This is a genomic window from Streptococcus infantarius subsp. infantarius ATCC BAA-102, assembly GCF_000154985.1.
Classification (GTDB): domain Bacteria; phylum Bacillota; class Bacilli; order Lactobacillales; family Streptococcaceae; genus Streptococcus; species Streptococcus infantarius.
On sequence record NZ_DS572694.1, the window covers coordinates 216,194 to 242,431 of the forward strand.

29 protein-coding genes are annotated in these 26,238 nt (G+C 39.0%); 7 read left to right on the forward strand and 22 right to left on the reverse strand.

Going from position 1 to position 26,238, the window contains the following annotated elements; translation table 11 throughout:
- Positions 1 to 17: 17 nt before the first annotated feature.
- Positions 18 to 230, reverse strand: coding sequence for a YdbC family protein (locus STRINF_RS08640; protein ID WP_003065722.1), 213 nt, complete (start codon positions 228 to 230; stop codon positions 18 to 20).
- 111 nt (positions 231 to 341) lie between these two features.
- Between STRINF_RS08640 and STRINF_RS08645 the strand changes: the two genes are divergently transcribed.
- Positions 342 to 656 (forward strand): hypothetical protein, encoded by a 315-nt coding sequence (locus tag STRINF_RS08645; protein ID WP_006532736.1) that lies wholly within the window; start codon positions 342 to 344, stop codon positions 654 to 656.
- A gap of 63 nt (positions 657 to 719) precedes the next feature.
- On the opposite strand, the gene ahpF is transcribed toward STRINF_RS08645, so the two are convergent.
- The 4 genes from ahpF to STRINF_RS08665 form a co-directional block, all read right to left on the reverse strand.
- A complete protein-coding gene (gene ahpF / locus STRINF_RS08650) occupies positions 720 to 2,252 on the reverse strand; it encodes an alkyl hydroperoxide reductase subunit F (protein WP_006532737.1) in 1,533 nt (510 codons plus the stop codon).
- A gap of 11 nt (positions 2,253 to 2,263) precedes the next feature.
- Positions 2,264 to 2,824 (reverse strand): alkyl hydroperoxide reductase subunit C, encoded by a 561-nt coding sequence (gene ahpC, locus STRINF_RS08655; protein ID WP_006532738.1) that lies wholly within the window; start codon positions 2,822 to 2,824, stop codon positions 2,264 to 2,266.
- A gap of 106 nt (positions 2,825 to 2,930) precedes the next feature.
- Positions 2,931 to 4,220, reverse strand: coding sequence for a peptidase U32 family protein (locus STRINF_RS08660; RefSeq protein ID WP_006532739.1), 1,290 nt, complete (start codon positions 4,218 to 4,220; stop codon positions 2,931 to 2,933).
- Positions 4,221 to 4,355: 135 nt separating this feature from the next.
- The gene (locus STRINF_RS08665) at positions 4,356 to 5,282 is read right to left on the reverse strand and encodes a peptidase U32 family protein (RefSeq protein ID WP_006532740.1); all 927 of its coding nucleotides are present in this window, start codon (positions 5,280 to 5,282) and stop codon (positions 4,356 to 4,358) included.
- A gap of 272 nt (positions 5,283 to 5,554) precedes the next feature.
- On the opposite strand from STRINF_RS08665, the gene STRINF_RS08670 reads away from it, so the two are divergent.
- Entirely contained in the window at positions 5,555 to 5,845 is a 291-nt protein-coding gene (locus tag STRINF_RS08670) for a DUF3270 domain-containing protein (RefSeq protein WP_006532741.1), read from the forward strand.
- A 66-nt stretch (positions 5,846 to 5,911) separates the two neighbouring features.
- On the opposite strand, the gene STRINF_RS08675 is transcribed toward STRINF_RS08670, so the two are convergent.
- The 7 genes from STRINF_RS08675 to STRINF_RS08705 all read right to left on the reverse strand — a co-directional run bounded on the left by STRINF_RS08675 (position 5,912) and on the right by STRINF_RS08705 (position 11,827).
- Entirely contained in the window at positions 5,912 to 6,406 is a 495-nt protein-coding gene (locus STRINF_RS08675; protein WP_006532742.1) for a YtxH domain-containing protein, read from the reverse strand.
- A 1-nt stretch (position 6,407) separates the two neighbouring features.
- Positions 6,408 to 6,818, reverse strand: a complete 411-nt coding sequence (locus STRINF_RS08680; RefSeq protein WP_006532743.1) for a DUF948 domain-containing protein — start codon at positions 6,816 to 6,818, stop codon at positions 6,408 to 6,410.
- 23 nt (positions 6,819 to 6,841) lie between these two features.
- Positions 6,842 to 7,624 (reverse strand): prolipoprotein diacylglyceryl transferase, encoded by a 783-nt coding sequence (gene lgt / locus STRINF_RS08685; RefSeq protein WP_006532744.1) that lies wholly within the window; start codon positions 7,622 to 7,624, stop codon positions 6,842 to 6,844.
- Positions 7,621 to 8,553, reverse strand: a complete 933-nt coding sequence (gene hprK / locus STRINF_RS08690) for an HPr(Ser) kinase/phosphatase (RefSeq protein ID WP_006532745.1) — start codon at positions 8,551 to 8,553, stop codon at positions 7,621 to 7,623. The genes lgt and hprK overlap by 4 nt, the downstream gene beginning before the upstream one ends.
- Before the next feature lie 322 nt (positions 8,554 to 8,875).
- Entirely contained in the window at positions 8,876 to 9,154 is a 279-nt protein-coding gene (locus STRINF_RS08695) for a PspC domain-containing protein (protein ID WP_006532746.1), read from the reverse strand.
- Between the two features lie 110 nt (positions 9,155 to 9,264).
- Complete coding sequence (locus STRINF_RS08700) at positions 9,265 to 9,708, reverse strand: SprT family protein (RefSeq protein WP_006532747.1); 444 nt, start codon at positions 9,706 to 9,708, stop codon at positions 9,265 to 9,267.
- Positions 9,695 to 11,827, reverse strand: a complete 2,133-nt coding sequence (locus STRINF_RS08705; protein ID WP_006532748.1) for a Tex family protein — start codon at positions 11,825 to 11,827, stop codon at positions 9,695 to 9,697. Before STRINF_RS08705 ends, STRINF_RS08700 begins: the two co-directional genes overlap by 14 nt.
- 187 nt (positions 11,828 to 12,014) lie before the next feature.
- Here STRINF_RS08705 and STRINF_RS08710 point away from each other — a divergent pair, with 187 nt between their 5' ends.
- From STRINF_RS08710 to STRINF_RS08720, 3 genes are read left to right on the forward strand one after another with little or no spacing between them, the layout of a single operon-like run.
- A complete protein-coding gene (locus tag STRINF_RS08710; protein ID WP_006532749.1) occupies positions 12,015 to 12,149 on the forward strand; it encodes an SPJ_0845 family protein in 135 nt (44 codons plus the stop codon).
- A gap of 5 nt (positions 12,150 to 12,154) precedes the next feature.
- Entirely contained in the window at positions 12,155 to 13,060 is a 906-nt protein-coding gene (locus tag STRINF_RS08715) for a permease (protein WP_006532750.1), read from the forward strand.
- Positions 13,057 to 13,869: a TIGR03943 family putative permease subunit gene (locus STRINF_RS08720; RefSeq protein ID WP_006532751.1), complete on the forward strand. Its 813-nt coding sequence runs from the start codon at positions 13,057 to 13,059 to the stop codon at positions 13,867 to 13,869. Before STRINF_RS08715 ends, STRINF_RS08720 begins: the two co-directional genes overlap by 4 nt.
- Positions 13,870 to 13,910: 41 nt before the next feature.
- On the opposite strand, the gene STRINF_RS08725 is transcribed toward STRINF_RS08720, so the two are convergent.
- Genes STRINF_RS08725 through STRINF_RS08740 form a run of 4 tightly spaced genes read right to left on the reverse strand, consistent with a single transcriptional unit; the run spans position 13,911 to position 17,036 of the window.
- Complete coding sequence (locus tag STRINF_RS08725) at positions 13,911 to 14,081, reverse strand: hypothetical protein (RefSeq protein WP_006532752.1); 171 nt, start codon at positions 14,079 to 14,081, stop codon at positions 13,911 to 13,913.
- 4 nt (positions 14,082 to 14,085) lie between these two features.
- Entirely contained in the window at positions 14,086 to 15,378 is a 1,293-nt protein-coding gene (gene ftsY, locus STRINF_RS08730) for a signal recognition particle-docking protein FtsY (protein ID WP_006532753.1), read from the reverse strand.
- A 39-nt stretch (positions 15,379 to 15,417) separates the two neighbouring features.
- Positions 15,418 to 16,239, reverse strand: coding sequence for a Cof-type HAD-IIB family hydrolase (locus STRINF_RS08735; protein ID WP_006532754.1), 822 nt, complete (start codon positions 16,237 to 16,239; stop codon positions 15,418 to 15,420).
- Entirely contained in the window at positions 16,239 to 17,036 is a 798-nt protein-coding gene (locus tag STRINF_RS08740; protein WP_006532755.1) for a Cof-type HAD-IIB family hydrolase, read from the reverse strand. Before STRINF_RS08740 ends, STRINF_RS08735 begins: the two co-directional genes overlap by 1 nt.
- Before the next feature lie 184 nt (positions 17,037 to 17,220).
- Here STRINF_RS08740 and STRINF_RS10675 point away from each other — a divergent pair, with 184 nt between their 5' ends.
- Both STRINF_RS10675 and STRINF_RS10680 read left to right on the forward strand, forming a co-directional pair.
- Positions 17,221 to 17,466, forward strand: a complete 246-nt coding sequence (locus STRINF_RS10675; protein ID WP_006532756.1) for a hypothetical protein — start codon at positions 17,221 to 17,223, stop codon at positions 17,464 to 17,466.
- Complete coding sequence (locus STRINF_RS10680) at positions 17,414 to 17,611, forward strand: DUF6287 domain-containing protein (protein WP_223903554.1); 198 nt, start codon at positions 17,414 to 17,416, stop codon at positions 17,609 to 17,611. The genes STRINF_RS10675 and STRINF_RS10680 overlap by 53 nt, the downstream gene beginning before the upstream one ends.
- 471 nt (positions 17,612 to 18,082) lie before the next feature.
- Here the strand turns inward: STRINF_RS10680 and STRINF_RS08750 are convergent, their stop codons facing one another.
- From STRINF_RS08750 to yycF, 6 genes are all read right to left on the reverse strand, one after another.
- A complete protein-coding gene (locus tag STRINF_RS08750; RefSeq protein ID WP_006532757.1) occupies positions 18,083 to 18,493 on the reverse strand; it encodes an NUDIX hydrolase in 411 nt (136 codons plus the stop codon).
- A gap of 17 nt (positions 18,494 to 18,510) precedes the next feature.
- A complete protein-coding gene (gene smc, locus STRINF_RS08755) occupies positions 18,511 to 22,050 on the reverse strand; it encodes a chromosome segregation protein SMC (RefSeq protein ID WP_006532758.1) in 3,540 nt (1,179 codons plus the stop codon).
- A gap of 151 nt (positions 22,051 to 22,201) precedes the next feature.
- The gene (gene rnc, locus STRINF_RS08760) at positions 22,202 to 22,888 is read right to left on the reverse strand and encodes a ribonuclease III (RefSeq protein ID WP_006532759.1); all 687 of its coding nucleotides are present in this window, start codon (positions 22,886 to 22,888) and stop codon (positions 22,202 to 22,204) included.
- Between the two features lie 221 nt (positions 22,889 to 23,109).
- Positions 23,110 to 23,919, reverse strand: a complete 810-nt coding sequence (locus tag STRINF_RS08765) for an MBL fold metallo-hydrolase (RefSeq protein ID WP_006532760.1) — start codon at positions 23,917 to 23,919, stop codon at positions 23,110 to 23,112.
- A complete protein-coding gene (gene vicK, locus STRINF_RS08770) occupies positions 23,920 to 25,272 on the reverse strand; it encodes a cell wall metabolism sensor histidine kinase VicK (RefSeq protein ID WP_006532761.1) in 1,353 nt (450 codons plus the stop codon).
- A complete protein-coding gene (gene yycF / locus STRINF_RS08775) occupies positions 25,265 to 25,975 on the reverse strand; it encodes a response regulator YycF (RefSeq protein WP_006532762.1) in 711 nt (236 codons plus the stop codon). The genes vicK and yycF overlap by 8 nt, the downstream gene beginning before the upstream one ends.
- Between the last annotated feature and the right edge of the window lie 263 nt (positions 25,976 to 26,238).

A 26,238-nucleotide genomic window follows, 5' to 3' on the forward strand; every position in this document is an offset into this window, starting at 1 on the left:
GATTTGTTGACTCTTTTTTATCCGCGAAAAGCATCCAAAATGATTTTGAATTCATCGTTTGTAAGTGTCACACCTTTGCCCATCTTGCTGTGGTCTGGGCTCCAAGAACGAATATCAAATTTTGGTTCCGCACCATTAAAGCTGACACGGTTCAATTCTTTTGTCCATCCTTTATCGCTTTCTGATAGTGTAAGCAAGTGTTCAACGATTTCAAATTTAAATTCTGACATATTTATCTCCTCCTACTTAATATATTCGTAAAAAATTTCTAAACTTTTGATTATTTATTTTTTTTCTTAAAAGGTGTATAATCATTCTATCAATTTTTGAAAGAAAATACCATGAAAAAATTCCTGCAGATTATACTGGGACATCTCACATCCTTTATTGAGTCCAGTCCCAGGACGCCTATCGTCAACCATAAAATCAAACAGCACCACCGCCTCATTTCTGAGGCTTTGAAGAAACACGAAGCTGTCCATGTCATCTACCAAGAGAAAAGCTTTACAGGGGATATTGTCAAGTATGACAAAGAAGCCGGGAAATTAATTTTAAAGAATTTTAAAAAGAATATGTCTGTGATTATTGCCATCTCAGACATTGATAAACTGACGCTTGTCCCGCCAACCATCAAGCAATCTCAAAAATGGACTTAAAAAGACCAAGTAAAACTTGGTCTTTTTTTTTGGATTTCTAACACTTTAGAAGCAATCTTTTCCTTACTGTCTGATAAGGTAGTCAAAAGCACCTAAGGCTGCTGTTGCTCCTGATCCCATCGAAATAATAATTTGCTTATAAGCGCTGTCGGTACAGTCTCCAGCTGCGAAAATACCTGGAAGATTAGTCGCTCCGTCTTTGGCAACCTTAATTTCACCTCGCTGATTGAGATCAATTCCTGAATCTTTAAGCCAGTCCGTGCTTGGAACCAGACCAATCTGCACAAAAACACCTTCTAAATCAAGATGATGTTCCTGATTGCTTTCACGGTCAATATAATTAAGCCCTCGGACATGATCATCTCCAACGATATCCTTGGTGGCAACATTGGTCAAGATGGTTATGTTTGACAGCTTGGCCGCCCGGTCTTGTAGAACCTGGTCCGCTTTTAAATCAGGCAGAAACTCGAGTACGTAGACATGACTGGCTAGTCCAGCCAAATCAATAGCTGCTTCCAGACCGGAATTACCGCCGCCGATAACAGCCACTTTCTGGTTTTCAAAAAGCGGGCCATCACAGTGCGGACAATAAGTCACTCCCTTGGTTAAAAATTCTTTTTCTCCAGGCACATTGATATTGCGCCATTTGGCACCTAGAGCCAGAATAGCTGATTTGGCTTTCAAAATAGCGCCATTGGTCAGCTCAACCTCAACCAAATCTTTTTTCTGAATGGATTTGGCTCTTTGCGCTTTCATAATATCCACATCATATTCTTTGGTATGCTGTTCCACCTGAGCCATCAGTTGGGGGCCTTCTGTATAAGGTGTTCCAATCATATTTTCAATACCGACTGTTTCCATGACCTGCCCACCAAAGGTTTCTGCGACAAGACCTGTCTTAATACCTTTACGAGCAGCATAGATGGCTGCACTGTTACCTGCCGGACCGCCCCCGATAACCAGAACGTCAAAGACGCCTTTATCCGCAAAAGCCTCTTCAGACTGAGGACCTATCACAAGCTCTAAGAGTTGCTCCAAACTGGAACGGCCTGAGGTCAATACTTGTCCATCCTTATAGGTTGTTGGAACTGACATGATCCCCTTTTCTTTGACCTCATCCTGAAACATTCCTCCCTCAACCATGGTGTGGGAAATGTTAGGATTTAAGACGGACATGATATTGAAAGCCTGCACCACATCAGGGCAGTTATGGCAGGTCAGGCTGACATAGGTTTCAAAATGCATTGGGGTCTGAATCGCCTTGATACGCTCTGATAGCTCAGAATCAATCTTGGGCGGACGGCCAGACACCTGTAAAAGCGCCAGTATAAATGAGGTAAATTCGTGCCCCAGAGGGAGACCCGCAAATTCAACACCAGATTCTTGACCCTTTTGGGCGACTTGAAAGCTAGGTGTTCGGCTTAAGACTTTGTCTTCCAAGGACAGACGATCAGACATGGCCACAATCTCTTCAAGGAAATCTCTGACTTTTTGAGAATTAGCATCGTCTGCTAAATGTGCCTGCAAGACAATATCAGATTCCAGCAAGGCTAGATATTGTTCTAATTGAGCTTTTATCTCTGCATCTAATGCCATTTGTCTCCTCCTTAAATTTTACCAACGAGATCAAGACTAGGTTTTAAGGTCTCTGCTCCTTCTTTCCATTTTGCTGGGCAAACTTCACCTGGATGCTGGCGCACATATTGGGCAGCGTGCACCTTATCAATCAATGTGCTGGCATCACGTCCGATACCATCCGCATTGATTTCCATCATTTGGATAATACCGTCTGGATCCACAATGAAGGTGCCGCGTTGCGCCAAACCATCTTCGCCAAGAACATCAAACCCTTGTGAGATAGCGTGTGATGGGTCGCCAATCATGGTGTAAGTAATGGTTCCCACAACGTCTGAATCATCGTGCCATGCCTTGTGAACGAAGTGGGTATCTGTTGATACCGAATAAACTTCTACTCCCAGAGACTGCAACTCAGCATACTGCTCCTGCAAATCTCCCAATTCTGTTGGGCAGACAAATGAAAAGTCTGCGGGATAGAAACAAAAGACAGCCCATTTCCCTTTGACATCCTCACTGGTTACCTTGATAAATTCACCATTGCGGTAAGCATCCGCTGAAAATGCAATCATTTCTTTTCCGACTAAAGACATATACTATCCTCCTTCTTTAATGTGCCTCCATTATATGAAAATACTTTCCAAAAGTCCAATTATTTAATTATCAAACAATCTCAGGATATCAAAAGAGCCTAGTATTCTAGGCTCTGATCGTTTCGCTGGACCCATCTTTCTGGTAGAGGTTGATTAAGCCTTCCTTGCAAGCACGAATCATGTCGCCAGGTTGAACCGCTTGTGGGACAGTGATTGTTAGTAATTCCATTGGATTTGGAGCGCGGTCTATTTTGTTTCCATCAGCATCGTGCAAGTCTTTGATAGTTGTTTCAAAGTGACGAAGACCTGGACCGTAAAATTCGACCTTATCTCCTTCGAGGATAACGTTACGTTGACGGATTGTTGCTGTCATTGTGCTTTCATCAAAGGCAACAACTTCTCCGACAAATTTATATTGTGGTATTTTACGACGAGCGCCAAAGAGTTGCTCGTTTTCTGTTGGTGTTTGGTAGTAGAAACCAGTTGCCAATTCACGCTGGGCAACTTTCCAAAGCTCATCAAGCAATTCACCTTTGATTGCTTCAAATTTTGCTGGACTTTCTAGGTAAGCATCAACACCTGCGCGGTAGCAGTTTGTCACTGTTGAAACATAGTGAATTGATTTCATACGACCTTCAATCTTGAAGCTATCAACACCATTATCAATCAAATCTGGCAAGTGTTCAATCATACACATGTCAACTGATGACATTGAAAATGGTTCTGGGATTTCACCTTCAAGGCTCTTGCGTTCTTGACCAAATGGCATATCGTAAAGGTCATATTTCCAACGACAAGATTGTGAGCAACCGCCACGGTTGGCATCACGGTGACTCATATGGTTAGAAAGGACACAACGTCCTGAGTAACCGATACACATAGCTCCATGAACGAAAGCTTCAATTTCAAGTGATGTGTTTTTGCGGATTTCTGCAATTTCAGCAACACCGACTTCACGCGCCAAAACGACACGTGACACACCAATTTCTTCCCAGAAAGCAAAGGCTTCGTAGTTAGTTGTAGAAGCTTGTGTAGACACATGGACTTCTAAACCTGGTGCTTCTGTTAAACAAATTGTAATCATGGCTGGGTCTGATACGATAACTGCATCTAATCCCATATCACGAAGTTGACGGAACCACTCTCCTGCACCGACTTCGTTTCCTTCGTGAGTAACCATGTTAGCTGCGACGTGCACACGAGCACCGCGAGCATGGGCATAGTTAATCCCTTCTTGCAATTCTTCCATAGAGAAGTTACCAGCACGGCTACGAAGACCGTATTGTTGACCACCTACAAAGACTGCATCTGCTCCGTAATCTACAGCGACTTTTAATTTTTCAAGAGTTCCAGCAGGTGCTAAAACCTCTGGACGTTTAAAATTATTTTTTGACATTATAATCTTCCTATTTTCAAGATAGTAAAAATGATTTTTAATAAACGCTAAGCTTTATCCATTTAACTGTGTTCTTTTGCTTATCATGCCCTGAAATAGTAACTCAATCATGATAAACAGATATTTGCGTGAGCCTTATTTGACTTCTTCTGGATCAAATTCGTAGAATCCAGTTCCTAGTGTACGACCTTTTGGATGCAATTTACGGATTTCTTCATCAAACAAGAAGGCTTGATCTGATGTAAATTCTCCAGCTTCCATCAATTCTTTTGTTTTCACAAAGATTTTTGCGATTTCAACAAAATTATGACCTGGGCAGTAGATACCATCTAATTTCCAGTGTGTAAAGTTATGTTCAACCAACTCTGTTATTTTTGGCATCATATCAAGATCGTCAGTATCGAAGATGTGTGTACCGTGTTTGTCTTCATAAATTGAATAGTGTGAGTCTTTGTTGCTTGGTTCAGCAAGGAAAAGACCACGTTCACGTGTTTTTTCATCATCGATGTGTGTAAAATTATAATAATTTTGCAACAAAGGACGTTTTGAATGATGAATAACAGTTGCTCCGTAAACAAGTACTTCAGCTGGGTAGCGAAGATTTTCAGACATTTGGAACAACTCTGCTGATGGGATTTCACGCGCAAGAACTGTTTCACTTGCTCCGTGGTCACCCCAGAAGTTTACTTGACGACTTGATGTCACGAAAACTGAAGCATCGTAAATCATCTTGAAGTTGTAGCCTTCGTGTTTGTTGATGTGGAAAAGTCCAGCATCACAAGCTACCACGTAATCTGCTTGGATTTCTTTCAAGAAATCAAGGTATGGTCGAACGGCACTGATCATGTCTTGGTGTAACAATGCATTACATGCAACCGTTAATTCTTTACCAGCGGCATGAACCATATCAGCAATCTCACGAAGTTCATCATATGTGAAATTGTGCGGCAAACGCAAACTATAATTTTCTTCACCCACATAAATGCGGTCAACACCTGCATCTAAGAGCTCTTTGACCTGCTCGATAGATTCAGCTGTCGCAGTAATAATTATTTTTTCCATAACGTTTTAATTATACCACTCCTATAACAATTCGTCACTCAGATTTCCTCAGAATCCTTTTGTTATAGCTTTCTAAAGTATTTTTATCTAGCTTCAGAATGAGCAAAACTTTATGAGAGGAGAGACTCAAAAGAAATCCTCATTTTGAAACAAAAAAGAAGAACAACTATTTTAAACATATTTTTGACAAAGAGTCAAGAGCTTTTTTTAAAAAAATGTGACAAACATATTAATTTATGATATGATATCAGTTGAAGTAGAGGAGAGGAATTATGCCAACACCGTTAAAGCAACATAAAGACCTTGAAGAACAAGAACAACATCTTCAGGTAGATGATACCCCTAAATTTTACGAATTTCAGGAAATTAATCACAGAAGCGCTAAGCTCAAGGAACTCATGTTCTTTGCCCGTATCGCTTTATTTACTATTTCCACTGTTGTGGTATCTTTCTTTTTACTTGTCTTGAATCTGGCTCCAATCTGGGCTTTCTTGTTTGCCTCTCTTATCAGCCTAGCCATTACGTCAGCTGTTTCAAGCATTATTTGGTCATTAAGACATTGATAAACAAAACTCCCATTACTGGGAGTTTTTTAATACGAAAAAAGCGGCCTTTGGACCGCCTTTTTATTATGCTTTAGTATCTGCTTCTGATTTTTCAGCTTCTGCTTTTGGTTCTTCAGAAGGTGCTTCATCTTCTTTTGCTGTGTAGTCAATGATAATATCATCAACTTCAGCTTCCACATCTTCTTTGACATCACCTGCTTTATCAGTAACATCGTCAACGACATCAGATACTTTTGACGTTAATTCTGATACTTTTTCAGTCGCATAGTCAGCTGCTGCTTGACCTTTTTCTTTAACGACTTCAAGAAATTCATCAGTTGTTAATTCGCCTGATTCAAATTTTTCTTTGTAATCGTTAAAAGTGTCAACTGCTAAGTCAGTGTATTCTGTTGCTTTATCTTTAGCTTTTTGACGGTATTCAGAAGGATTTTCTTTGTAAGCTTGATATGCTTTACTTGCTTTTTTCTGTAATTCTTTACCTTTTTCAGTAGATAGGAAATAAGCTGCGGCTGCACCTGAGGCAACACCAATAATCACATTTCTCAATAATTTACTCATACTATTTCTCCTTTTTTAATAGTTTTGAGGCAACTTTACCGACAGCATAAGCTGCACTAGCTTTACCAACATTTGATGTCGCTTGAGTGGCTTTTTGAGAGAGACGACGCGCTTGCGCATTCAAATCAGAAACTGATTCTGAAAGGTCTGCTACTGCGACAAACAAAGGATCAATCGTTGATACTTTGCCATTGACATCTTCTACTAAAACGTTAGCTTTAGCGAGGATTTCATTGGCTTGGTGAAGCGAGACATTCACATCACTAGTCAACACTTTAATCGTTTCTTTTGACTCCTCAATAGTCTCATTAACAACATCAACTGTTTTATATAGTTTAACACCAATTGGTATAAAAACGCCAACCATAACTGCAAAAGCGATGGCAAAAATTAACAAAGCTACTTCTAACATCTTATCTCCTATCTCCTAAGCACTTATTCCTGATAATAAGGAATATCTTTTTGGTTTCTTCTCCAAACGATCAAGACAATTCCAAGAAGAATTAATACGGCTGATAACCATTGTGACACTCGCATACCTAAGAACATCAAACTGTCTGTTCGCATGCCTTCAATCACAAAGCGTCCGCAACCATACCAAATCAAATAAAAGAACGTCACTTCTGCTTGTTTTAGAAAACGTGGACGGTGTCTCACACTCATAATAATGATAAAACCAAGCAAGTTCCACATTGACTCGTATAAAAAGGTCGGAACGCGGTAACTACCGTCGATATACATTTGATTTTTGATGAAATCTGGCAAGTAGTTAAGACTCTTAACAGCTTTACCATAAGCTTCTTGATTGATAAAGTTTCCCCAGCGCCCAATAGCTTGCGCAATCATCACACCAGGAGCAGCGATATCTAAGAAATTAAGTGGATTAATGGCACGATAATATGAAAAGACAAAGAGAACAATGGCTCCCGTCAGCAAACCACCATAAATGGCTAGACCACCATGCCATACCGCAAAAATCTCAGTCCAAGGCTGACTAGTATAATAGTTAAAATCAAATATCACATAATAAAGACGAGCCCCGATAATCGCTATTGGAAAAGCAATTAAAATAAAATCTAAAATATCATCTGGAATAATCTTACGTCGTGGTGCTTCCTTCATAGCTAAATAAACTGCTAGAAGCATACCAGAAACAATGAAAAGCGCATACCAGCGAATGGCAAAGGGACCAAATTGAATCGCGATTGGATTAATCATTGGTTCACCTCATTCTTTGTAATGAGTTGGGTCAAGCGTTCTTCAAAAGTCTTCGTCGCATCAAATCCCATTTGTTTGGCACGATAATTCATAGCTGCTGCCTCAATGACAACTGACATGTTTCGACCAGTTTGAACTGGGATACGTAGACGTGGAATTTTGACTCCTGACAACTCAAGCTCTTCATTACCATTTCCAAGACGGTCAAAGACTTTTCCTGACTCATAATTTTCAAGGTAAATAACCAATTGAACTTGTGATGAATCCTTAACAGCACTAGCACCGTATAGGCTCATAACGTCGATAATCCCAACTCCGCGAATTTCTAGCAAATGACGAAGAATCTCAGCTGGTTCACCCCAAAGGGTTTCTTCATCTTTAGCAAAAACATCCACACGGTCATCAGCTACCAAACGGTGACCACGTTTAACCAACTCAAGACCTGTTTCACTTTTACCAATACCAGAGTCTCCTTGAATCAAGACACCCATGCCGTAGATATCCATCAAAACACCATGGACACTTGTACGTTCTGCCAAGCAAGAATCAAGATACCATGACATTTCACCAGACAAACGACTAGTTGGAACGTGACTTTGCAAAATCGCAATGCCTTTTTCCTTAGCAGCGCTAATCATTTCCTCTGGAATAGCCAAATTACGCGCCACGATAATGGCTGGTGTTTCTGGCTTAATCATTTCTCTTAGGACATGACGACGGTTGTGTGAGGTCATTTTCGTTAGATATGACCACTCTTTCATCCCAAAAAGCTGCAAACGCTCTGGTGAATAATAATCAAAATAACCAGTCATTTCAAGACCTGGACGTGAAATATCTGACGTTGTAATCTCTTTTGATAATAAGTCATCATCACCGTAGATAACATCAAGTTTTACCTTGTCGACTAACATTTTTACAGTAACTGACATGTCTCATACCATGAACTTTTTACAAAAAATGTAAAATGAATTGAAAACGATAAAAATAGGCTTTTCTTATAGCAAGTCCATTTTCACTAAATTAACAATTCTGTTCAATCCTTTTCCTCTTTTTCATTATTATATCACAATTAGCCTAAAAAGTAAGCGCTCACGCAAGCTTTTGAAAATTAATTCTTAGCTTTTCCAGGCACACGTAAAAAGGCTTGAGACTTTTCCCAAACCTTTTCTTGTTTCATAGACTAGGATAAGTTCCTATTATACTTATCTAGACATTTTTGATTACAACATTAAAAACTCTATTTGTCAGTGATTACCAGAACCAGCCGTCATTGTCGTCGTCATCGTCAACAACTTCAGCATCCTTTCTTCGACGTGGCCCCGTACCATATTGGTCACGAGTGATATCTTCTTTGTAAGGAAGAAAAATTACTAAGAGGATGTAAAGCAAAATGCCAAAGCCATAAAAGTACATTAGCAATGCTGCTAGGACACGTGTCAAAGGCAAGTCCCAACCAAACTTATCAGCAATTCCGGCGCAAACACCACAAACCAGTTTATTCTTTCGCTGTTTATAAAGAGCTGATTTCATCTTTATCCCTTCCTTCTTTTCTCACTATAATGATTATACCTAATTTCTTTACAAATAAAATCAGCCTTACGACTGATTTTATAATTAGAAAGTCTGTTTCTGATAGTTCTCTAAGTTTCTAGACTTTTGATTTCTAAGAGTTTGCCATGGCAGCGGCCACAGCGGTATTTTTTGGTATTGACACGGCGTTCTCTACGATACTCTTGCCCGCACTTTTGGCAACGATAGCAATGATAAGCCGTCTCACTTGGTATAGTCGGTGCGTAGCGAAGGCCATCAACCTTTTGAAGTAATTCTTTAAAATCTGCGTCAGCGTGTTTGTAACCTTTTCCTTCAAAATAAAGATGATAATGGCAAAGCTCATGACGAACAATCTTTCGAAAGCTTTCCAGTCCAAACACCTCAAGGATTTTTGAATTAAAATCTAGATGCCCATCAGCTGGGAAAAATCGGCCGCCAGTTGTCCTGAGACGAGTGTTCCAGATAGCTGTATGTCGGAAGGCTTTCCCAAAATCTTCTTGTGAAACTTCTTTGACGTAATTAGTTAAGTTCACGTAAATCTACCAAAGAAAGGTTAATTTTGCCACGCTCTTTATCGATTTTTGAAACCCACACTGTGACCACATCACCAACAGAAACGACTTGGCTAGGGTGTTTAACAAAGGATTTGCTCATTTGTGAAATGTGAATCAAGCCATCATCGTGAAGACCAATATCAACAAAGGCACCAAAATCGACCACATTTCGAACAGTCCCTTCTAATTTTTGTCCGATTTCAAGGTCAGAAATATCAAGCACATCTTGGCGAAGGACTGGTGCTTCAAAATCATCACGCAAATCACGACCTGGTTTTAAGAGATCAGCAATGATATCTTTCAGAGTTTCTTGACCAAGTCCGATTGTTTCAGCCATATCTTTTACAGACACCGCTTGAAGTTTTGCCTTAGCCGAATCATCCAAATCAGTGATGTCCAGCTCTTTCAGCAAGCGCTCAACTGCCTTATATGACTCAGGGTGAACGCCTGTGTTGTCAAGAATATTTTTAGCACCAGGAATGCGCAAGAAACCAGCAGCTTGTTCAAAGGCTTTAGCTCCCAGACGTGGCACTTTCTTAATCTCTTCACGTGAGCTGATACAACCATGCTCGTCACGGTACTTAACGATATTTTCTGAAATGGTTTTATTTAATCCTGATACGTGTGACAAGAGTGCTGGACTTGCTGTATTAATGTTAACCCCGACTTGGTTAACCACGGTATCAACAACGAAATCTAGGTTTTCAGCCAATTTTTTCTGGCTAACGTCGTGCTGGTATTGACCGACACCAATTGATTTTGGATCGATTTTAACCAATTCTGCCAAAGGGTCTTGAAGACGACGAGCAATAGAAATGGCAGAACGTTTTTCAACCGTCAAGTCTGGGAACTCATGGCGAGCAAGCTCAGAAGCAGAGTAGACAGAAGCTCCGCTTTCATTGACAATAACATAAGAAACGTCTGGAAAATCTTTCAAGACTTGCGCTACGAATGCTTCGCTTTCACGGCTAGCTGTTCCATTTCCGATAGCGATAATTTCAATGCCGTAGCTAGAAATGAGCTCAGCTAAATCTTTTTTAGACTGTTCGATTTTGGCTTGGCTAGCAGGTGCAACTGGGTAAATCACTTGTGTTGTCATGAGTTTACCTGTTTGGTCAACCACGGCTAGCTTGGCTCCTGTACGAAAGGCAGGGTCAAAACCAAGAACCATTTTCCCTTTTAGCGGTGATACTAAAAGCAAGTTGCGAAGATTTTCTGAGAAGAGCTCGATAGCCCCATCTTCAGCACTCTCTGTCAATTCACTGTGAATACGGCGTTCCATAGCGGGAACGATTTTTTTCTTGATGGTTTTTGAGATGACATCGTCGATGTAAGCATTTCTATTTTTAAAACGTGACGCCATGAAACGAATCATCTTGTCAGTATTGTGGTCAAAACCAACTTTTAAAATGCCTAATTTTTCACCACGATTAAGAGCTAAAATGCGGTAGCCTTGCATTTTAGAAACTTTTTCTGAGAAATCATAATAGATTTGGAATGTTTTTTTATCATCAGCAGTTTCATCTTTAACACTCGAAACAACAGAACTATATGACCAGATTTCATTGTAAACCCATGAGCGAAGGCGATTGTCTTCTGAGAAAGATTCAATCAAGATTTCACAAGCTCCTGCGATAGCTTTATCAGCTGTTTCAAAACCATCACAAATAAAAGCTTGAGCTTCTTTTTCAAGCGAAGCTTTATTTTGTAAAATCAGGCGTGCTAGGGGAAATAGCCCTGCTTCTCTGGCAATGGTTGCTTTCGTACGACGTTTTTCTTTGTAAGGAAGGTAAAATTCTTCAACGTCAGCCAATTTTTCAGCTGCCTCAATTGCTTTTTTGAGTTCAGCTGTTAATTTTCCTTGTTCTTCAATTTTACTTAATACCGTTGCTTTGCGTTCAGCTAAAGCTGTCATGCTTTTATCAAAATCAATGATAGCCTTAATTTGAACTTCATCCAAATTACCAGTCATTTCTTTACGATAACGAGCGATGAAAGGAATGGTATTTCCTTCGCTTGTCAACTCGAGAACTTTGGTAATTTGGTTCTCTTTAATTGTTAATTCTTGAGCAATTTTATGTATATTATCATTTTTCATAGCCTTTCTATTATATCAAAAAACTCTTAAAGATTGGATTTTTATTAATTCTTTTGATGATTTTTAACTTAACTTTTACCGGATTTTATCAAATTCTATCTTATAAATATCCGCTTAGCTTTTGCTGATTTTTTCAAATGATAGTATAATAACTGGTGACTATATTTAGAAAAGAGGTGTCCATCTTATGGCAATCACTCACAAACGTCAGGACGATTTAGAATCAATGTTTGCAAACTTTGCAAGTTTTCCAAAAGTCTCTAGCGACCCTGAAAAAGAAAAGGAAAGTAAGGATAAAAACGATAAGAAAGCGACTCATTAAGTTTTATGGACATTTTTAATCACTTACCAGCAAGTGTCTTACAATGGTTTGCGATTTTTATCTCAATTATCATTGAGGCCTTGCCTTTTGTTTTGCTTGGAACGATTTTATCTGGTTTTATCGAGGTTTACGTGACACCTGATTTGGTGCAACGTTACCTCCCTAAAAATAAATTCCTACGAATTCTCTTTGGAACCTTCGTTGGTTTTATTTTTCCTTCCTGTGAATGTGGGATTATTCCTATCATCACGCGCTTTCTAGAGAAAAAAGTTCCTAGCTACACTGCTGTTCCCTTTCTAGCCACAGCACCGATTATCAACCCTATCGTGCTTTTTGCAACATACTCAGCCTTTGGAAATAGCTGGCGCTTCTTGTGGTTACGACTTCTTGGTGCTGTTGTTGTTGCTATCACGCTTGGAATTATGCTTGGCTTTGTGGTCGATGACAATATCTTAAAAGAAGATATGGCGCCTTGTCATTTTCACAATTACTCTGGTGAACCTTGGTATCGCAAGATTTTCCTCGTTTTAGCACATGCTATCGATGAATTATTCGACACTGGGCGTTATCTGGTCTTTGGGTCTTTGGTAGCTTCGGCTATGCAGATTTATTTGCCAACCCATATTCTAACCAAAATTGGTGGAAATGCCTTAACAGCCATTCTAGTGATGATGCTGTTAGCCTTCATCTTGTCACTTTGTAGTGAAGCCGACGCCTTTATTGGTGCTTCACTTCTCTCAAGTTTTGGGACTGCACCAGTCCTTGCCTTTCTTTTGATTGGTCCAATGGTGGATATCAAAAATCTCATGATGATGCTCAATTCCTTTAAGAAACGTTTTATCGTGCAATTTATTAGCGTTTCTGCTGGGATGATTATCCTTTACTGTCTACTTGTGGGGGTGATTGGATGATTCGATTTTTAATTCTTGCTGGTTATTTTGAATTAACCATGTACTTACAAATTTCAGGAAAATTAAATCAGTACATCAATAACCACTACGCTTATCTAGCATACATTTCCATGGTGCTGTCATTTGTTCTAGCTATCGTACAATTAGTTATCTGGGTTAAAGATTTGAAAATACACAGCCATTTACATGGAAAATTAGCGAAAATCACTAGTCCAATGATTCTGGTCATTCCAGTACTTATCGGACTTTTAGTTCCAACAGTAACCTTGGATTCTACAACGGTTTCTGCCAAGGGTTACCACTTCCCACTTGCAGCAGGGTCAACTGGAACAGTCAGCGAAGATGGCACACGTGTCCAATACCTAAAACCAGATACCAGTCTTTATTTCACTTCTGCTGCTTATGATAAGGAAATGCGAAAAGAAATGAAAAAATACAAAGGTTCTGGTGATTTGACCATTACAACGGATAATTACATGGAAATCATGGAGCTCATCTACCTTTATCCTGATGAATTTTCTGGACGTAATATCACTTATACTGGTTTTGTCTATAATGAACCAGGTCACAATGGTTATCAATTTCTTTTCCGTTTTGGTATCATTCACTGTATTGCCGATTCAGGTGTCTATGGGCTTTTAACGACTGGCAATGCTACTAGCTATCCAAACAACACATGGATTACAGCAACTGGTACCATTAGTCTTGAGTACGATAAGACTTTGGAACAAAACTTACCAGTCCTACACATTTCTAAGATTAAAGAAACAGATGCCCCTGATAATCCTTACGTTTATCGCGTCTTTTAGATAATAAAATCCCACCAGACTAATAAACTGGTGGGTGTTTTTTAGTTATTTTTCTTGTAAGAAACAGCTAGTCTAATAATGTTAAACAGTGTTAAGATTCCCCAAACCGCCATGATTTGCCACTTGGCTTCAGCAAGATAAATCAGCGTTAAGACAAGCGTCGATGAGGTCAAGAGAATTGTCGATAAATGTGCTTTTACGAAATCAAGCATGTCCTTAAATAATCCCTTCTAGGAGACCACGGATAAAGTCTTCGGAGTCGAATTCGCCGATATCATCAATCTTCTCACCAAATCCAATGAATTTAACTGGGATATCAAGTTCTTGGCGGATAGCTAGAACAACACCACCTTTGGCAGTCCCATCAATTTTAGTCAAGATGAGTCCTGTTAATGGTGTGATTTTTGAGAATTCTTTTGCTTGGCTAAGAGCATTTTGACCTGTCGAAGCATCAAGGGCAAGAAGGGTTTCGTGCGGAGCATCTGGTACCACGCGCTTAATGATTCGACCAATTTTTTCAAGCTCTGCCATCAAATTATCTTTGTTTTGCAAACGACCTGCGGTATCAATCAACAGAACGTCAACATTTTCAGCGACAGCTCTTTCCATACCATCAAAGACCACTGAAGCTGGGTCTGCTTTTTCTGGTCCCGTCACAACTGGGACATCAACACGTCGTCCCCATTCAGCAAGCTGAGCAACGGCACCAGCACGGAAAGTATCAGCCGCAACAAGCATGACTTTCTTGCCTTCATTTTTGTATTTATAAGCAAGCTTACCGATTGATGTTGTTTTACCAACTCCGTTGACTCCGACAAAGAGCATAACAGTCAAGCCATCTTGAAAATTGATTTGTTCGTTAAAGACACCATCTTTTTCATAGATTTCAACCAATTTTTCAATGATGACACGTCTCAAATCATCAGCTTTCTTAGCGTTTTCAAGCTTAGCTTCATAACGCAAGTCTTCTGTCAATTGTGTAGCCACATTAACACCGACATCAGACAAGATAAGCATTTCTTCTAATTCTTCAAAGAAGTCCTCATCCACACGACGGAAGTTTGCTAGAAAGGCATTCAAGCGTGCGCTAAATCCTGTGCGTGTCTTTTTAAGACTGCGATTGTATTTTTCTTCTTCAGTCTCAACAGGTGCATTAACTGACTCTTCTTTTACATCTTCTTGTTTTGTTTCAACAGCTTCAAATTCAACTGTTTCACCACGGTCTAAAGCCTCTTTGGCTGCTTCTTTTTTAGCATAATAATCTGCCATGACTCCTGAAAAATCAGCTTCAGCTGTTTCCTTAGTTTCATCAAGCTGTCTAGCTTCTTCAGAAACTGGAGTCACTTCACTTTCAATCACGTCTTCTGCTTGAGTTTCAACGGCAGCTGTTTCTGCCACTTCTTTACTCTCATCAGCAGAAGTTTCTTCAAGTACTTGAGCAATTTCTTGTTCTTCAATCTGCTCTTTTGTATCCTTTTTCTTTCCAAATAAACGATCAAATAATCCCATATTAAGCTACCAAGAGAACATACTGTCCTCTTATCCTTTCTACTTAGCTTCTAAAATGTATTTTTTAACAGCTTCTGCAACACCAGACTCATCGTTAGTGCGACTTGTCACAGCATCTGCTGTTTCTTTTGCGATTGAAACACCATTTGCCATAGCAACACTTAACCCAGCCCATTTTAACATGGAAAGGTCGTTTTCTTCATCACCCATAGCCATGACATTTTCTGATGATAAGCCTAGGTGTTTAACTAGTTGATTCAAACCAGCAGCTTTATGAATCCCTTTAGGCATCATTTCTACTATGATATCACGTGATTTAAAAATTTCAAAATATTGATGTAGTTCTTTTGGCAATTTTAAGAGTTGTTGATCCAAAAATTCTGGTTTTGTGACACTAACCACCTTGTTGTAAATCACATTTTCAGGAATGTCAGCAAAGCTATCAACCGTTACAAATTCAAGGGTTGGATTTGCTTGCGGGTAGTGTGATTCATTGCCACGACAGGCTAAACTATAAACAATGCCATCACTAAGCACATCAAATGGTAGAGCTAAGGGCTCTAGATGACGGTACAAAAGCTGAAGCTGAGAACGGCTGAGCTCGCTCTTAGCTAAAATCTCACCTGTCGTCTTTTGAACCAAGCCACCATTAAAGGTAATCAGATAATCCTCATCAGAAATCAAGTCTAATTCTTCAAGCAAACCACTGATAGCTTTAAGAGGGCGTCCCGTCGTGATAACCACTTTAACGCCCATATCTCGCGCAGCTCTAAGAGCCAATTTATTTTCTCGTGTGACAACTTTTTGCCTGTTAAAGAGTGTGCCATCTAGGTCCAAGGCAAGCAATTTAATATCTGCCATTAATCAACTAATCCTTCCATATAAGCCATCACCGACTCTTCATCACAATGTCCGATAATTTCGCTAGAAATCTCTTTGATTTCTTGACGAGCATTTTTGGTTGCAACTGCTCTTCCAGCAAATTCAAGCATTTCATAGTCATTGAGGTTATCTCCAAATGCAACAACTTCCGCAGCTGATAAGCCATAAGACTCACAAAGTGCCTCAAGACCTGTTCTTTTGTTGACATCAGAAAGAATGATGTCAATTGATTTAAAGCCTGTTGTTACTGCTTTAACGTAATCAATATGTTGGTTAAACCAAGCTTCACCTTTTCGAACCGTATCTTCTGCAAAGTTAGCTGTCACTTTCAAGATATTGTCAGTAACATTTGCTAGATTGTCAACACGTTGCACATTTTCATAGTAATGACTGATAAATTCAAGGTATTCATCACTGGCTTTAGGATGCAAGTATGCTCCATTTTCACCAGATAATAAGAAATCATAACCTGTCATATAAGGGCTTTCAATTAAGGTATCAATAATCTCTAAAAATTGTGGTTTCGTTAAACCAGATTCAAAAACTGTCTTTTCACCGACTTTAACAAGTGTTCCATTTTCAGCAATAAAAGCCATTTTATCAGCATGTGGCGCAAACATTTTTTCCAAAGCAAGCATTGAGCGCCCACTAGCTGCCACAAATAACATATCGTTTTTTTCAAATTTTTCGAGGACATTATGGAGGCGTTGATTGTCATAAAAGCCTTTACTAGTCAAGAAAGTGCCATCCATATCTGTCGCAACAAGTTTTACCATTTTTCTCTCCCTCAATATTACATAATTCTATTCTAGCAAAAAACGCCAACTTTTTCCTGCTAATAATCTATTCTTTTCGACTTGTCGCTAGCAAAAATTTTTTAAATTTTTTGAAAAAAAGCTAGGTTTTAAAAATTTTTTTCTAATAGATTATTTAGAAGAATATTATTTAAAGGGGTAAACGATGATGAAAAAAACAAATCGTACTTTCTGGATTTATGGCTTATTGGTACTGACTGTGTGTGGAGGGGCTTTGGCTCTCAATCAACATTCGCAACACAAGCATACAAGTGTAACAGCCAGTCAACACCTTCACCGAGGCACTAAGGGCAAAAGCACTTCATCTTCTGCTAAGAAAAAAGAAGGCGACAAGCGCCTTGATTTATTCCAACTGCCAAATAAAAAAAAAGATTACCAACGATTTAGTTAAAGATGGAAAAACTATCGTTGATTCTAGACAAGTTAGCAAAGAAGCTAGTTACTTTAATTTTGCTGCGCTAGTTCAGGGCAATTTTTCAAGTCTTGCTGGAACTTGGCAGGATGCTAACGGCTTTACTTTCGAATTTTCTCCATAGGGCATTGTCTCAGAAAATGGTAGATTGACTTTGTCTGCTCTCGCTTACAACGATAAAGGCGAAGCGGTTTCTCAAGTCTCTTCTCAAAGAGGTGGTGGTTTCATCTTGTACTAATATGCTGCAGATAATCAAATTCCAAATTGGCATTTTGATATCACTGACTCTGACCCATCAGACTATGGGCGTGATCGTCTTTTTGCCACACAACTCAGCCGTTTCGACTATGAATCAACACAACAATTCGTAAACAGCGTTTTCTATAAAGTTTCTAACAACTACAGCAAAGTCTCACAAACCGAATCTGAGTCAGCCGAAACTTCAGAAGAAGACACCAAACAAGACTTGCAAAATGCCGAAACTACAACAGATGAGCAAGCTTCTGACACTCAAGAAAATACTCAAAATGATGTAAAAACTGATGAATAACAAACAAAAAGCCCAGCTATTGCTAGGCTTTTAAAATCTGAATTACTATTCTTTTTTCAGAATATCTACCAGATATGGAACAATTTTTTCTCCATCCAAATCATTCAAAACACTTATCCAACGATAATCAATATGTTCTTCGGGATTTAATGTGACACTCATTTCCTTATTCTTAGGAAGATGAGCAGCATAAACTAATCTAGTGTATACAACACCATTATCTAAATTACTATCTTCATGAATAATATCATCTATTTTGATCTGAAGTCCTACTTCTTCAAGACACTCTCTGATAGCAGCACCTTTCGGCAACTCCTCACTCTCAACACTACCCCCAGGAATATCCCAATAAGACGGATAAACATTATTTCTACCATAGCTTATTGCAACTCGTTTTATCACTAAGTATTTTTCGTGATATTTTATTAAACTGTGCGCAATTAGTTTATTTACCATTTTTTACCCTTCAATGATTATTCCACAAGATTTTCAGCATCTTTCAGCTTAACGGATACGATGCGTGAAATTCCTGATTCTTGCATGGTTACTCCGTAAATGCTGTCAGCTGCTGCCATAGTTCCCTTACGGTGAGTAACAACTATGAACTGACTTGATTTATCAAAGCGATTGAGGTAGTCCCCAAAGCGTTTGACATTTGCCTCATCAAGCGCTGCTTCCACCTCATCAAGAATAACAAATGGGATGGTTTTGACGCGAATGATAGCAAATAGCAAAGCTAAAGCTGATAAAGCTTTTTCGCCACCTGACATCAAATTCAACGATTGAATTTTCTTACCTGGTGGCTGCACAGAAATCTCAACCCCTGCTGTCAGCAAGTCACCTTCTGTCAATGACAAATCGGCAGAACCACCACCAAACATTTGCGTGAAGGTTTGCTTGAAGGATTCTCGAATAGCGTTGAATGTCACTTGGAAGCGTGATTTCACTTCATCATCCATCTCGTTAATGGTATCAAGTAGAAGATTCTTAGAATGAACCAAATCTTCTTTTTGACCATTTAAGAAAGTCAAACGATTATTGACTTCATCGTATTGAGCAATAGCATCCAAGTTGATTGGGCCTAATGCCTTGATACGGCGGCGCAAATCTTGCAGGCGTTCGCGAGCAATAGCCACATCTTCCACAACCTGACTAGCTTCTTTGGCTTCAGCCAAGGTCATGTGATAATCTTCTGTCAAATCATGTGTGAAGCCACGCAAACGTTCTGAGACTTGAGCAACTTGGGCTTCAACTTGGGCTTGTTTGCGGATTAATTCTTCATTTTTTTGATTTTCTTTGGCAACTTGTTCTTCGAGTTCTTCAAGATTAGCTTCACAATCTTCCAGTTCAAAACGAAGGCTAACCAAACGTTCTTCTTCGCTCGCTTTTCTTGTCACAGCTTCGTCATGTTTTTTTTTCAGAAGTGGCAAGTTTTCAATTTCTTGATCACTCGCATGAAAGGCAAGTAAATCTTCACATTTTGCCATTTCTGCTTTATTTTCGGCTAAACTGATATCAAGACGTGTCTTGTTGGCAGATTCAAATTTGCGTTCGCTGAGAAGTTCACGCTCTTGAAGTTTTGCTTGTGACAAGTCTTGACGAAGTTGTTCAACTTTTTGCGTAATGGCATTTTTATTTTCTTTGATTTGGTCAATCTGGCTTGTCAACTCTTGCTTACGTTCAGCAACTTTTGTTAACTCAGCTTCAAAGTGAGCTTTTTGAGATTCCAAATCATTTGAACTACTATCAGTCTCACTTTCTTGAAGTTGTTTGCAGAGTTGCTTAACATCGTTCAAGCGTTCAGCTAATTGTTGGTATTCCAATTCAGCTTTTTGTTCTGCAAAACGAGCTTCTTCACCTTGAGCTTTCAGGCTAGCTAATTCTTCTTTGTTAGCTAGCAATGTTTCGTGAAGAGTTTGAACCAATTTTTCTTGTGTGACTTGTTTTTCTTGAAGGTTAATTAATTCAGCCACAAGATTGTCTAATTCTGGTTTGATAAATGTGGTGTTATTTTGACGATTAGCACCACCTGAGAATGACCCACCAGGGCGAATCTCAGTACCATCCAAAGCTACTAAACGCACTTGATAATGCAACGCACGCGCAGCTTTATTAGCATTATCAACCGTATCAAAAACAGCTGTCACACCAAGAAGGTTTTGGAAAATATTATCCAAGCGTTTATCAAATGATACCAAGTCGCTTGCCACACCAAGGAAGCCTTGACTAGAAGACAAAATAGCTTGATTTTGTTGTGATAAATGACGCGCTTTGATAGTCGTCAGTGGCAAGAAAGTGGCACGTCCTTGACGATTTTTCTTCAAGAAAGCAATTGAGCGTTTAGCAGCTGCCTCATCTTCAACAATCACATGTTGGCTTGAGCCGCCAAGAGCAATTTCAAGGGCCGTTTGATATTTACGGTCAAAGCTTAAATGCTCGCTCACGGCACCAATGATGCCACCAAGTTGGCTAGAAGCTTGCAAGACGGATTTGACACCTGCGTAGAAATTACTGTGATTTCTAAGGATAGATTCAAGACTAGACTTACGAGCTTGCTTAGATTTGATGACATCTAATTGGTCAAACATTTTCGTCTGCTCAGCTTGATAATCTTTTTCAAGTTGACTTGTCTTAGCAAACAACTCCTGATAAGCATCTAGAAGCTCTTTAACTTGTTTGCGTGCTGCTTCAAAGCTTTCAAGAGCATCTTTAGCATCCGCTTTTAACGCTTCCAAGTTAGCCTGTATCTGTGCTAATTCTTCAGATTTTGATTCTGATAATTGTTTTTGATTATCAATATCAGCTTGTGTCATGGTTAACTTGTTAGACAAATCAGCTTCTTCTTGCATCAAGCTAACAAATTCTTCACGTAATTTTTCAATGACTTGATCTGGATCAGTTGAAAAGCGATCCAATTCAGCTTGTAATTTTTGAATCGTTGCTGTAGTTTCGGTCAATTCGTCATCTAATTTTGCGAGCTGACCTTCTTTTTGCTCTAATTCTTCTCGTAAACTTTCCTGACTAGCCTTAAGCTCAGCCAATTGGCTAGTAGCCGCTTGTTTTTTCTCTTCTTTTTGACTTGATTCTAAGGCAATCAAATCCATTTGGCGTTCAAGGTCAGAAATAGCTTTTGTAATATCCACCAAGCCAGCCTGTTTTGTCGCCATTTCTTCAGACAATTGGTGGCGTTTTTCTTTTAAGGCTTGATTTTGTTTTTCAAATTGCTGGCGCTGTTCATAATAAGCTGACAAATCTGACTTGATACTAGCCAAGTCTTCTTTCAAGCTATCCAAACGGACTTTATCAGTTTGAATATCTTCTACCAAGACATTCAAATGAAGTTGCTTGCGCTCATCTTCCAAGCCAATAAACTCTTTAGCGACTTTCGCTTGGCGTTCCAAAGGCTTCACTTGAGATTCCAGTTCGTAGATAATATCGTCTAGACGGTCCAAGTTATCTTGCGTTTGATTGAGCTTAGTTTGTGTTTCTTTTTTTCGTGTCTTGTATTTTAAAACACCAGCCGCTTCTTCAAAAATCGCACGACGTTCTTCTGGTTTACTGTTGAAAATTTCTTCAACACGACCTTGCGAAATCACTGAGAAAGAATCGCGCCCAAGACCTGTATCCATAAACAAATCATGAATATCACGCAAACGCACCTTGCGACCATCAATCAAGTACTCACTATCGCCATTTCGGTAAATATGGCGTTCTACTCGAATCGTCTCTTTAGCATCTTTGATAAAGCCATCTGAATTATCTAAGCTAACAACAACTTGAGCGTAGTTCAATGGTTTGCGGTTTTCAGCTCCAGCAAAAATGACGTCTGGCATCTTGCCACCACGTAAATTCTTGGCAGAAGATTCCCCAAGTGCCCAACGTAAACTTTCGGTAATGTTAGATTTACCAGAACCATTTGGACCTACAATGGCTGTAACTCCCTTATCAAATTCAATTGTCGTCTTGTCTGCAAAGGACTTAAAGCCCTGCATTTCAATTTCTTTTAAATACATAAAATGAGAGATGAAAAGGCAAAGACCTTCCCGAGCTAACAACTAAGAAGAGCTTAACAGACCTTCTTATCGTCTTCTAGGCTACGTCAAACACGTATCATATGACCTAGGCAGGTTGGACATTTGCCTTTACGAATTCCTTTCAAACGTCTTATTGAAGAGTGGCAAGCGCATTTTTAGCAGCATCTTGCTCAGCTAATTTCTTAGATTTTCCGATTCCTTTACTTTTAGCTTCGTCATTGACATACACAGTCACTTCAAAGACTTTGGCATGTGCAGGACCAGATTCACTTGACACACGATAGTCAATAGTGACATCACTGTGGCCTTGCAATAATTCTTGCAATGTTGTTTTGTAATCTTTGACACGTTCAAAGTTACCTTTTTCAACTTGCGGAATCATGACTTGATTCAAAAATTTATTAACCGCTTCAACCCCTTGGTCCATCAAAAGGGCACCAAGAAAAGCTTCAAATAAGTCACCTAAGATAGTGTCGCGGTTACGTCCACCAGATTTTTCTTCACCATTACCAAGTTTGATGAATTCATCAAAACCACAGTAACGTGAAAAACCTGCTAATGATTCTTCACGAACAATAACAGAACGCATCTTAGATAAATCACCTTCTGGTTTCTTCGGATATTTTTTAAACAAATACTGAGAAATCAAAAGTTGAAGAACCGCGTCTCCTAAAAATTCCAAGCGTTCATTGTGTGAAATGTTTAGGAGGCGATGTTCATTAGCGTAAGATGTGTGAGTAAATGCAGTTTCAAGCAATGTTTTATCTTCAAATGCGATACCAAAGTCTCGCTGAAGTTTTGTATCTAAAGCTTGCATAAATAAATCTCCCTTCAAAAATTGGTCTATTTTTAATCAATTAAGCCTTTTCCAGACTAGTTTATTTAAAACATTAATTTTCCTTTTATAGACTATTTTATTATACCAGAAAGTTAGAAAAAATGGGAATTCTCGCTAAAATACCTGTAATTCTTTTCTATTATAGGCACGTTTTTATGGTAACTATAAAAGCCTAGCGCTTTAGTGCTAGGCTTTTGTTCTCATAGACCTGCTAAAGGCGTTGCTTCATCAGGTGATGTATCAAAAACAGTCATGTCATGACCAACAGCAAAATTGGCTTGCATCAAGTTATTTTCCATGGTCATATGAGCCAATTCTTTGATATTATTTTCTTTACTCAAGTGTCCAAGATAAATTCTTTTTGTGCGATTGCCGATAGTACGAATCATGGTATCAGCACCATCTTCATTTGACAAGTGACCACGATCAGATAGAATACGTTGTTTCAAGCTCCACGGATAAGAACCCGCACGCAAAATCTCAACATCATGGTTTGACTCAATCAGATAACCATCAGCATTTTCAATCACACCCGCCATTCGGTCACTAACATAACCAGTATCTGTCAGAACGACAAATGACTTATTATCTTTCATCAAACGGTAAAATTGCGGATCGACAGCATCGTGACTGACTCCAAAACTTTCAATATCAATATCACCAAAAGTCAATGTTTTACCACGTTCAAAGACATGTTTTTGCCCAACATCAAGTTTTCCAATCATGTTGCGCTCATCAATCATTTGCCAAGTTTTGGCATTGGCATATACATCAAGATTGTATCTGCGAGCCAGCACTCCTACTCCTTTAATGTGATCAGAGTGTTCGTGCGTAATCAAAATAGCATCCAAATCTTCTGGTTTTCGGTCAATTTCAGCAAGAAGACTGGTAATTTTCTTACCAGTCAAACCTGCATCTATCAAAAGACATTTTTGTGGCGTTTCCACATAAAATGAATTTCCAGTTGAACCGGAGGCTAAGACACTGTATTTAAAAGCATTCTCAGGCATCTAGTCCTCGTCATCCTCCCATTCATCATAAATATCAGAATCCTTCTCATACGGAAGAACAATTGTAAATGTTGAGCCCTTACCATAGGTACTTTGAGCCCAAATAAATCCTTTATGTTGTTTGACAATTTCTTTAGCAATGGCAAGTCCAAGCCCTGAACCACCTTGGGCACGACTTCTAGCCTTATCAACACGGTAAAAACGGTCAAAGATTAACGGCAAGTCTTTCTTCGGAATACCAAGTCCTTCATCAGAAATCGAAATAATCAACTGAGTTTCAGTTGTCTTCATGCTAACAGTGATCTTACCACCGTCTGGTGAATACTTAATGGCATTATTTAGAATATTATCCAAGACCTGGGTCATCTTATCTGGGTCAATTTCAACCCAGATTGACTTGATCGGATAGTCTCTGACAATTTCGTATTGCTTGCCAGCAACCGTGTGTTGACTTTTAATCTGGTCAAAACGATTCAAAATAGACGTCATAAAGGCTGTGAAATTCGTCATTTCAACTTCTAATTGCACCGTTTGATTGTCGATTCGAGACAGATTAAGCAAATCAGAAATCATGCGAATTATACGATTGGTTTCATCCAAAGAAACTTTAATGAAACTTGGTGCAATATCTTCTTTCAGAGCCCCTTCATCCAGTGCCTCAAGATAAGATTTAACCGAAGTCAGTGGCGTACGCAACTCGTGACTAACGTTAGAAACGAACAAGCGACGTTCACAGTCTTCTTTTTCTTGCTCTGTCGTATCATGCAAGACAGCAATCAGCCCAGAAATAAAACCACTATCTCTACGATTTAAGGCGAATCGAATGCGCAAAGTGATAAATTCTCCCGTCTCATCACGACGATTAAGCACAATTTCTGGCGTCTTAGATACCAAATCATGGTAAGAATAATCGCTATCATCACCAAGAATGTCAACGATATTCATTCCAAGAGCTTCTTCACGCTCAAGATTTAGTTGCTTTTGAGCGGTCTGGTTAATCATGGTGATATTTCCAGAACGGTCAGTCGCTAGCACCCCATCAGTCATGTAAGACAAAATACTTGCTAAACGATTCTTTTCTTGGGCTAGATTTTCTTGAGCCAAACGAAAGACAGTTGACAAATCATTTAACTGACCAGCCAGCTCTGCTAAATCTCTATCTTTTTCAATGATAATATCTTCTGTGTATTTTCCTGTAATCAGTTCACGAACCTTACCACTCAATCGACGAATATTAACAGACGTTCTATAGTCTCTGATAGCCAAATGAATAAAATAAATGGCTACAAAAGCTAACAAGAAAAGAATGGCTTGTTCAAACAGATATTGATTCTGTACCATTGTATCATTCATAAGACTTCATGTAGTATCCAACACCGCGACGTGTCAAAATATATTCTGGACGGCTCGGAGTGTCTTCGATTTTTTCACGTAAACGACGGATGGTAACGTCAACCGTGCGGACATCACCAAAGTAATCATAACCCCAAACAGTCTCCAAAAGGTATTCACGCGTCATCACTTGTCCCATGTGAGTAGCTAAGTGATGAAGTAATTCAAATTCACGGTGTGTTAATTCAATGTCTTCGCCACGTTTTTGGGCAACAAAGGCATCAGGCAAAATCTTCAAATCGCCGATGGTAATTTCAGAATTTGATGAAGAAGCATTTTCCTCAGCGACAGCTGATTCGATGTTCTCAGTACGACGAAGGTGTGCTTTGACACGTGCTAACAATTCACGATTTGAGAAAGGTTTTGTGACGTAGTCATCTGCACCGATTTCAAGACCGATAACTTTATCGAACTCACTATCTTTTGCAGAAAGCATAATAATAGGAATATGACTCGTTTTACGAACTTCTTTTGCAACTTCAAGTCCATCCAATTCTGGCAACATCAAATCCAAGATAATCAAATCAGGATTTTCTTCTTCAAATTTAGTAATTGCTTCACGACCATCAAAAGCCGTAACAGTTTCATAACCTTCTTTAGTTAAGTTAAATTTAATAATATCTGAAATTGGTTTTTCATCATCAACAATAAGAATTTTTTTCATATGTCACCTCTTCAATTCTATGTCAGTAGAATAAAAAATTCTCAAACAACAATTTCTATGTCATTTTATTTACAAAAATGACCTCTATCCTTAATTATATCAAAATTCAAGATTAATTGGAAACCTTGGATACTTTTGAAACCAGAACGTAACAATTGACCTTAAAATTCAATCTATTTTCCCTTATAACTTATTTAAATTTTCTGAAATATTTGACAGTTAACAAGGTAATGTGGTAAGATAAACTAACCCATCTTGTTAGA

Coding starts and splice junctions, on each gene's coding strand:
- ahpC (WP_006532738.1), bottom strand. CDS start 2,824: ATGTCTTTAGTCGGAAAAGAAATGATTGCATTTTCAGCGGATGCTTAC.
- smc (WP_006532758.1), bottom strand. CDS start 22,050: ATGTATTTAAAAGAAATTGAAATGCAGGGCTTTAAGTCCTTTGCAGAC.
- STRINF_RS08670 (WP_006532741.1), top strand. CDS start 5,555: ATGCCAACACCGTTAAAGCAACATAAAGACCTTGAAGAACAAGAACAA.
- yycF (WP_006532762.1), bottom strand. CDS start 25,975: ATGAAAAAAATTCTTATTGTTGATGATGAAAAACCAATTTCAGATATT.
- STRINF_RS08665 (WP_006532740.1), bottom strand. CDS start 5,282: ATGGAAAAAATAATTATTACTGCGACAGCTGAATCTATCGAGCAGGTC.
- STRINF_RS08735 (WP_006532754.1), bottom strand. CDS start 16,239: ATGGCAGATATTAAATTGCTTGCCTTGGACCTAGATGGCACACTCTTT.
- STRINF_RS08660 (WP_006532739.1), bottom strand. CDS start 4,220: ATGTCAAAAAATAATTTTAAACGTCCAGAGGTTTTAGCACCTGCTGGA.
- rnc (WP_006532759.1), bottom strand. CDS start 22,888: ATGCAAGCTTTAGATACAAAACTTCAGCGAGACTTTGGTATCGCATTT.
- STRINF_RS08680 (WP_006532743.1), bottom strand. CDS start 6,818: ATGTTAGAAGTAGCTTTGTTAATTTTTGCCATCGCTTTTGCAGTTATG.
- STRINF_RS08725 (WP_006532752.1), bottom strand. CDS start 14,081: ATGCTTGATTTCGTAAAAGCACATTTATCGACAATTCTCTTGACCTCA.
- STRINF_RS08640 (WP_003065722.1), bottom strand. CDS start 230: ATGTCAGAATTTAAATTTGAAATCGTTGAACACTTGCTTACACTATCA.
- STRINF_RS08740 (WP_006532755.1), bottom strand. CDS start 17,036: ATGGTAAAACTTGTTGCGACAGATATGGATGGCACTTTCTTGACTAGT.
- STRINF_RS08675 (WP_006532742.1), bottom strand. CDS start 6,406: ATGAGTAAATTATTGAGAAATGTGATTATTGGTGTTGCCTCAGGTGCA.
- STRINF_RS08715 (WP_006532750.1), top strand. CDS start 12,155: ATGGACATTTTTAATCACTTACCAGCAAGTGTCTTACAATGGTTTGCG.
- STRINF_RS10675 (WP_006532756.1), top strand. CDS start 17,221: ATGATGAAAAAAACAAATCGTACTTTCTGGATTTATGGCTTATTGGTA.
- STRINF_RS08645 (WP_006532736.1), top strand. CDS start 342: ATGAAAAAATTCCTGCAGATTATACTGGGACATCTCACATCCTTTATT.
- hprK (WP_006532745.1), bottom strand. CDS start 8,553: ATGTCAGTTACTGTAAAAATGTTAGTCGACAAGGTAAAACTTGATGTT.
- lgt (WP_006532744.1), bottom strand. CDS start 7,624: ATGATTAATCCAATCGCGATTCAATTTGGTCCCTTTGCCATTCGCTGG.
- vicK (WP_006532761.1), bottom strand. CDS start 25,272: ATGAATGATACAATGGTACAGAATCAATATCTGTTTGAACAAGCCATT.
- STRINF_RS08710 (WP_006532749.1), top strand. CDS start 12,015: ATGGCAATCACTCACAAACGTCAGGACGATTTAGAATCAATGTTTGCA.
- STRINF_RS08705 (WP_006532748.1), bottom strand. CDS start 11,827: ATGAAAAATGATAATATACATAAAATTGCTCAAGAATTAACAATTAAA.
- STRINF_RS08720 (WP_006532751.1), top strand. CDS start 13,057: ATGATTCGATTTTTAATTCTTGCTGGTTATTTTGAATTAACCATGTAC.
- STRINF_RS08750 (WP_006532757.1), bottom strand. CDS start 18,493: ATGGTAAATAAACTAATTGCGCACAGTTTAATAAAATATCACGAAAAA.
- STRINF_RS08765 (WP_006532760.1), bottom strand. CDS start 23,919: ATGCCTGAGAATGCTTTTAAATACAGTGTCTTAGCCTCCGGTTCAACT.
- ftsY (WP_006532753.1), bottom strand. CDS start 15,378: ATGGGATTATTTGATCGTTTATTTGGAAAGAAAAAGGATACAAAAGAG.
- STRINF_RS08695 (WP_006532746.1), bottom strand. CDS start 9,154: ATGAAATCAGCTCTTTATAAACAGCGAAAGAATAAACTGGTTTGTGGT.
- ahpF (WP_006532737.1), bottom strand. CDS start 2,252: ATGGCATTAGATGCAGAGATAAAAGCTCAATTAGAACAATATCTAGCC.